Origin of the sequence: Nostoc sp. 'Peltigera membranacea cyanobiont' 232, assembly GCF_002245985.1 — a bacterium.
Lineage (GTDB): Bacteria > Cyanobacteriota > Cyanobacteriia > Cyanobacteriales > Nostocaceae > Nostoc.
In genome coordinates this window covers 1-5779 of record NZ_NOLK01000271.1, presented here as the reverse complement: position 1 = coordinate 5779, position 5779 = coordinate 1, and the positions used below count along the sequence as shown (strand labels likewise).

At 42.0% G+C, this 5779-nt stretch carries 13 protein-coding genes; 10 read left to right on the top strand and 3 right to left on the bottom strand.

Features of this window, described 5'->3' with window-relative positions; all coding sequences use genetic code 11:
* The first annotated feature begins 166 nt into the window (after window positions 1-166).
* The 4 genes from CDG79_RS38665 to CDG79_RS38650 are packed head-to-tail and all read left to right on the top strand — an operon-like array spanning window position 167 to window position 1261.
* Entirely contained in the window at window positions 167-367 is a 201-nt protein-coding gene (locus CDG79_RS38665) for a hypothetical protein (protein ID WP_094346796.1), read from the top strand.
* The gene (locus CDG79_RS38660; protein ID WP_094346795.1) at window positions 364-705 is read left to right on the top strand and encodes a hypothetical protein; all 342 of its coding nucleotides are present in this window, start codon (window positions 364-366) and stop codon (window positions 703-705) included. The genes CDG79_RS38665 and CDG79_RS38660 overlap by 4 nt, the downstream gene beginning before the upstream one ends.
* Window positions 706-720: 15 nt before the next feature.
* Window positions 721-933 carry a hypothetical protein gene (locus CDG79_RS38655; RefSeq protein WP_094346794.1) on the top strand — a complete coding sequence of 71 codons (213 nt, stop codon included), beginning with the start codon at window positions 721-723 and terminating at the stop codon, window positions 931-933.
* Window positions 934-985: 52 nt separating this feature from the next.
* Window positions 986-1261 (top strand): hypothetical protein, encoded by a 276-nt coding sequence (locus CDG79_RS38650; RefSeq protein WP_094346793.1) that lies wholly within the window; start codon window positions 986-988, stop codon window positions 1259-1261.
* 3 nt (window positions 1262-1264) lie between these two features.
* On the opposite strand, the gene CDG79_RS38645 is transcribed toward CDG79_RS38650, so the two are convergent.
* Genes CDG79_RS38645 through CDG79_RS38635 form a run of 3 tightly spaced genes read right to left on the bottom strand, consistent with a single transcriptional unit; the run spans window position 1265 to window position 2269 of the window.
* A complete protein-coding gene (locus CDG79_RS38645; protein ID WP_094346792.1) occupies window positions 1265-1639 on the bottom strand; it encodes a hypothetical protein in 375 nt (124 codons plus the stop codon).
* A complete protein-coding gene (locus tag CDG79_RS38640) occupies window positions 1636-1968 on the bottom strand; it encodes a DUF5674 family protein (protein ID WP_069067953.1) in 333 nt (110 codons plus the stop codon). The genes CDG79_RS38645 and CDG79_RS38640 overlap by 4 nt, the downstream gene beginning before the upstream one ends.
* 31 nt (window positions 1969-1999) lie before the next feature.
* Entirely contained in the window at window positions 2000-2269 is a 270-nt protein-coding gene (locus CDG79_RS38635; protein ID WP_094346791.1) for a hypothetical protein, read from the bottom strand.
* A gap of 44 nt (window positions 2270-2313) precedes the next feature.
* Between CDG79_RS38635 and CDG79_RS38630 the strand changes: the two genes are divergently transcribed.
* The 6 genes from CDG79_RS38630 to CDG79_RS38605 all read left to right on the top strand — a co-directional run bounded on the left by CDG79_RS38630 (window position 2314) and on the right by CDG79_RS38605 (window position 5540).
* The gene (locus CDG79_RS38630; RefSeq protein ID WP_094346790.1) at window positions 2314-2607 is read left to right on the top strand and encodes a hypothetical protein; all 294 of its coding nucleotides are present in this window, start codon (window positions 2314-2316) and stop codon (window positions 2605-2607) included.
* 166 nt (window positions 2608-2773) lie between these two features.
* On the top strand, window positions 2774-3076 hold the full coding sequence (locus tag CDG79_RS38625) for a hypothetical protein (protein ID WP_094346789.1): 303 nt from the start codon (window positions 2774-2776) through the stop codon (window positions 3074-3076).
* Between the two features lie 3 nt (window positions 3077-3079).
* A complete protein-coding gene (locus CDG79_RS38620; RefSeq protein WP_094346788.1) occupies window positions 3080-3655 on the top strand; it encodes a hypothetical protein in 576 nt (191 codons plus the stop codon).
* A 14-nt stretch (window positions 3656-3669) separates the two neighbouring features.
* Window positions 3670-3942, top strand: a complete 273-nt coding sequence (locus CDG79_RS38615; RefSeq protein WP_094346787.1) for a hypothetical protein — start codon at window positions 3670-3672, stop codon at window positions 3940-3942.
* 471 nt (window positions 3943-4413) lie between these two features.
* Window positions 4414-4824 (top strand): hypothetical protein, encoded by a 411-nt coding sequence (locus CDG79_RS38610; protein WP_094346786.1) that lies wholly within the window; start codon window positions 4414-4416, stop codon window positions 4822-4824.
* Window positions 4824-5540 carry a hypothetical protein gene (locus CDG79_RS38605; RefSeq protein ID WP_094346785.1) on the top strand — a complete coding sequence of 239 codons (717 nt, stop codon included), beginning with the start codon at window positions 4824-4826 and terminating at the stop codon, window positions 5538-5540. Before CDG79_RS38610 ends, CDG79_RS38605 begins: the two co-directional genes overlap by 1 nt.
* The last annotated feature ends 239 nt before the right edge of the window (window positions 5541-5779 follow it).

Here is a 5779-nt window from a genome sequence, read left to right as displayed (position 1 = left end):
CCAGTTCTTCTTTTGATAACTGGTTCAAGCTTTCTCGGTCTAATTCTTGAGGCAGGTTTTCGTTCATATCTATGATAGTCCTCCTCAAGTGTTCCCTTTGTCAATACTCTGCCACCTGAATCCTTACGGAATCACCTATTCTCATAACACTAATAGGAAAAACATTATGCCGAGAAAATCAACTCACTCGATTCCTGCTGACCATTCCTCATTGTGCCTACAGTACCTCCGTCGCTGTGGGGGTAGCGCTCGATTATGCAGTATCAAATTTAGTCTGGGGGTGATTCAAACACTGGTCAATCGAAAGTTGGTGAAGATTAATAATACTGGTACAGGTTTCTATGTGGAGTTAGAAGAAACGAAATGACTAACCACAAACAAATTGTTTACCAATCTCAATTAGACCACAAGAGTAAATTGGTTCTTCGCCGCCGTACTTGGAGAAGATTCAGCCCCAGGATTTTTATCGAGCGTACCATAGAAACAACTGCAATTATCTCTCTACTGATTACTGGATTCTCTGGAGTTGGAGCAATGGGGTGTTGGGGGTTGGAGATTATCGAGACTAATAATCCCAACATAATTATCTCTGGCTGGCAGCAACAGAAAAATATCTGCCTGGGTGCAATGCTGATAAGTTTTTCAGCCTTCTTAGGGAGTTCTCTAATCGGAGCAAGTTTCAGCATTCAACAAGATAAATTTTAGGGAGATAAACGGACAATGAAAGAGTACAAAACCAAGCATGGCGGCTACAAAATTGAGAGTACTGAGTTATCAGATGGCGCTGTGGATGTTCATGTTGGTCAGCAGGGCTTTTTGAAAACAACTTGGGCATCACCTTCAACTCAAACTTTTGACAATCATACGCAAGCTGTTCGCCATGCAAAAAAGGCTATTGATAACGGCGAAATCGATTCAGTTTTTCAAAGTTGAAACTAATGGAAATTCGTTCCTTTCAACCATCTAAATTTAGAGGAGCAAGAAAATGACATTAACTTTAAATAATCCCTCTCGAAACAAAGAATCGTCCCTGACGCAAGCATTACGGCAGATACAACAGCTAAACTCCAAGATTCAAGAGTTAGAGCAGCAGCATCAAGATTATGTGCAGAAGCAACAGAATTTGATTAGTGCGATCGCTGAGATTTGTATTTCTCCGATACAGGAAGTACAAGCGCTGCGAATTCTGATCTATCGGGGAGAAGCAGCTTGTCGGCAGTACCTGAGATCGCTGTTGGTTAAACAGAGGAAGAATTCATAGAGATCAAGCACTCATTGATTCTGGTTCTGTACGTGATATTTCCGAAACTCGCTGTAACCAATACGAAATTTCTTGAGATGCAGATTGCTTTTGTTCAGCATCAGTCCAAATATTGTCCCAATGGAATAGCCAACGAGTCAGAAGACGAACTAAATCAACTAACTCACAGGCTCGGTCAATATCATCTGCCTTTACCATATCTGGTACAGTCCACTCAATAAAGTATCGGCTTTCATCAACCAAAGCCAGTATTAAATCCTCTGATGAGCCTTGAGTCCACAAAGATTGAATTTGTGACAAGTGTGTAACTAGACGACGTAAACGTGTAGTCACATCATCTTGCATAAAAATTTGTTGCTTTGGTGTCACTTCGATCATAAATTTCCTAGGAACTCGTTAATCAGTTGAGCTACCCTTTCTCTAATTTTAGGGTCTAAAAGTTCCATTGATCTATTTTGCCGGGGACGAAGATTAACCATCGACTCATAAATGATTTTTCCACTTATCGGCATAAAACTGGCAGCCCAAATATCTTGTTGTCTACTGCCGTCATCTAGCAACTTTTCTTCACAATCAGCGTGTAGACCACCACCACCAACCAGCACCCGACGCTCGATATCAACTGCGGTTCTAATGTAGAACTTGTGCTGTTGCAGCATAAGTTCAAGTTGCTCCGGCGTAGCGCGTTCGCGTAACAGCAAAATCATACAACTGAAAACCTCTGTAATATCATCAAAGCTAACTAGAAGGGCGCTCTGTTTCTTGCAACCAACCCAAAATACTCAGCGCTAACTCCCAGGATTCGCGCCGCTCCCAATTAGGTAAGTGATTCAGTACTTGTGCAAGGAATATTGCTGGGTTTTCCAATTCTCCGCCACGAGCCGCAACACCATCCCTAACGAGCGCCCCCAAAGTGGCAGCTTGATTCCCTTTATAGTCAGGCTGTCTCTTAATTTCATCAACAATCCAGTCCGGTACTGTGATTGTTTTAAATCCTGATTTCGGCATACATAACAGAGAAATAATATAAAGATAGTACGGCAGTTTGCGTTATGTTTGCAAATGTTTGTGCGGTATGGTACGTTAAAAAATGGAATACTCCCACAATAGCTTCACAAATAGTAGGAGCAATCGTAATGAAAAATATTGGTATTAAGCCAATACATCCTAAAGAATTTAAAAAAGTCCATAATTTCTCGACTTATCAAATGAGTCGTTTGTCAGGTTACTCAGTTGAGGCATTAAAAAACTGGTTAGCTGATGAAAGTAGCTCCAGATTTGTCGAACCAAAGCCGTATATACTTAACCATTTTGGGGCGATTCATAGTTACTTATTAAGAAGTTAGTGTTTCCCAAACACTAAATCATTAGAAAAACCCTCCCCACCAGTCGGTGGTTTTTTTATTATTAGTATTATCAGTACCGGAATTCAATCGGAATTCAATCGGAACTCAACTGGAACTCAATCGGAACTCAGTCGGAACTCAGTCGGAACTCTAGGAGCCGAAACCATTGCTAATTCAGGGAAGCTGTGTAGTTGAACAATTGTTAACACGAGAGGAGGCAGCCAAGAAATTGGAGCCATCAGTTGGAATTAGACAGTTCCAAAAGTATTTAGACTTAGCTTCTTTGTACTTGCCAGAATTTGAAGATTTTCGGGACGAAGATAATGGAGGGCTAAACGGACGAGCGAAGTTGACAAACTGGCATTTACCTGTGCTTCAAAGAATTAGAAGTTACGTTTTAGCCAAAGGTTCTTTGAAGAAGGTGGCAATTGAATTAAAAAATCACCCCGAAAAGTTTTTAGGAGCCTAAATCATGATTGTTAAAGAATTTGCACAAGCTCTCAACAAAGTACCAGGAAAGGTAGTTGATGAGCTACGCCGCCAATATCCAGAGCAAAAATGGACGGTCGATTCACAAGTTCCAAACGAGATTTTAGCTAAATTTCGAGACATTACTAATAGTGAGATATTACAGCCTCAACAATCACCTATAGCAGATATACCTGAAGCCACAATCACCAAAGCTGACGAAGCAATTCAACAAGCCTCATACAAGTTGACTGCGGCTGATAAAGAGACTATTTCTGGTGCTATAGCCGTTCAAAATGAGCAATCTAAGATTTTGGGTGCATCAACTGGTGTCACAGGAGCTTTGTTATTCATGGAATCCTTGATTGGAGCCAAGGGGACGGTATTGGATGCCTTTGCTGAACAATCCATGTTGGAAGTTGATAACCAGATTACCGAGATAGATCAGAGTTTGATTAATTTGGCAGAAGAAGCCTCAACAAGGCTGGGGAAGTCGATTCAAAAAAAAGAACAACTCAAAGCGCGACTCAATTTGTTGCGGGAGAGAGTTTCTTCGATGGGGACACAGATCCGATTTTAGAAGCTTATAAAACAGTGGCGGCATTGTTACAAATCCAAAATGAAACTGTTGCCACTGTTGCCGAAATCCGACTACTTCAAGAACTATTAACTCATCAAAGGAAAAATCAAGTTATGGATATTCTCAGTACGGGATTGTTTGCGACTTCAGTTGTTGGCGCTTTAGGTGGCAGTGCATATCTTGTTGGTAGCGTTGTAGCTACTGGATTAATCGGCAGTGGGGTGTTTATTCCCCTGGGATTACTTGTTGGTGCAGGATTGACTTTTCTGGGACGGGCATCAAAGTAAGAGTGATGAGCAGTAGTGTTTCATAAAGCTGTTTCACAGCACTGTTTCATGAAACTGTTTCAACGGTTTCATCAGTGTTTCAGGCTCGTGAAACAGCATGAAACAGCATTCCCCCGCGTGAAACATGGAACGTGAAACATGAAACAACAGTCCATTCCTTGCTCGAAAGGCGTTATGAAGGGTAGTGTTTCATCCAACTGTTTCACAGCACTGTTTCACGAAACTGTTTCAACGGTTTCATCAGTGTTTCAGGGCGTGAAACAGCATGAAACATCAAACGTGAAACATGGAACACTAGACAATTCCTTGCTCGAAAGCCGTTATGAAGGCTAATGTTTCACAGCACTGTTTCACGAAACTGTTTCAACGGTTTCATCAATGTTTCAGCGTCGTGAAACATGAAACGCCTCATTTTATGTGTGAAACATGGGAAAAATTTGTACTAAGAACGCGCTATAGCACAGCAGTCTCATGTATAAGAAACAACTGTACTTAGCTTTGGCTGGTGTTGGCATCTGCATGTTGCCTGTAATCATCCCTTTAGTACCCAAGTTGGGGGCTTATGCAGAGCTTCAACGGCTAAAAGCCACAGAAGAATTAGAACGTTCCCGCATAGAAGAACGGGCAAAAACCAGTGATGCTCTATATGAGGCGGGAGTGATGCCCACAAGTCGCAAGTTGAGAATTACCAATTACTTTGACAGCAGTAAACGCAATCCCAGACCAGACACAACCCTATATCTTGATGATGAGATTGTTGATGTTTTTGATGCGACGGGCAGGTGTATTGGACGAATTGAAGAAGGAATTTGGAAGTGGAAATACAAAGCTAAAGGCATTTGTAAAACTGTTCAAAATATCAAACCAGTAAGGAGGAAGTAATGGCTAATGGTTCATCAAGTGCGGAAACTAATAGTACTGGCAACAGCGATAGTAAGCCTAAAGGTAAGAAGCGATCGCTTGGTGAAATCATCGATTTTTGTGCCAAGGCTGTAGTGATGATTGTTGGTTTACCTATTAGGGCAGCCGCCGCGATTGTTAATCAGTTTGTTGCTAATGGAGGTGCAGGTCGCGCGTTAGTTGGCGGGATTTTATTTATCGGCGGTTCCATGATTAGTGCTGATTCAACTTGGCAATTAATCTTTCAAGGGCCCCCTGTTTTTCCCTGGTTTGAGCCTGCTTGGAATTGGCTAAATGTGCCGTTTGCACTGTTCAACCCGTTTTCTTACCTTGCATTCATAATTTCTATCGGTGTTCAGGTAATTGAAGCCCACGCCCTACGCGGTAAGAACCCAGATTCCGCACGACGGGAACTTCAAGACCACATGGTTTATGAGCTTGAAACCAAACCTAGTGGGAAGATTGACTTGGTAGGTCAACTCTGGGCGGACTACAAAACCGCAGGTATACGCGATCGCTCTAGTGCTGGATTAGTTGTGATTGCGGTTTGGGCATTCGATATTGTCACCACCTTTGCGGCTCGTAACCCATTTGAATTTACAGCCCCATTCATGATTTTGGGCTGTATTTTGTTTAACATCGGCACAATGATGGCGGGTGAAATTGGGTTCGCTATTTGGCGACTGACAAAGGATTAGAACCGAAACCGCCCAAAAAACCAATAACTATAAAAAGGGCGGCAACGTTTACCAAGGGAAGCATTTATGCAAAGTAACGATATCCCAAAAATTACAACTAAGGAAACGGAACGAATGGCACTAAGAAAAGCTCTAAGCTATGCGGAATAGGCACTACAGATTTTAAAGCTATTGAACAGTGAAGGTTCAGGGATGGGATAGGCAATTGTCCTTGATGTAATACTGCGATCGCCATTGAG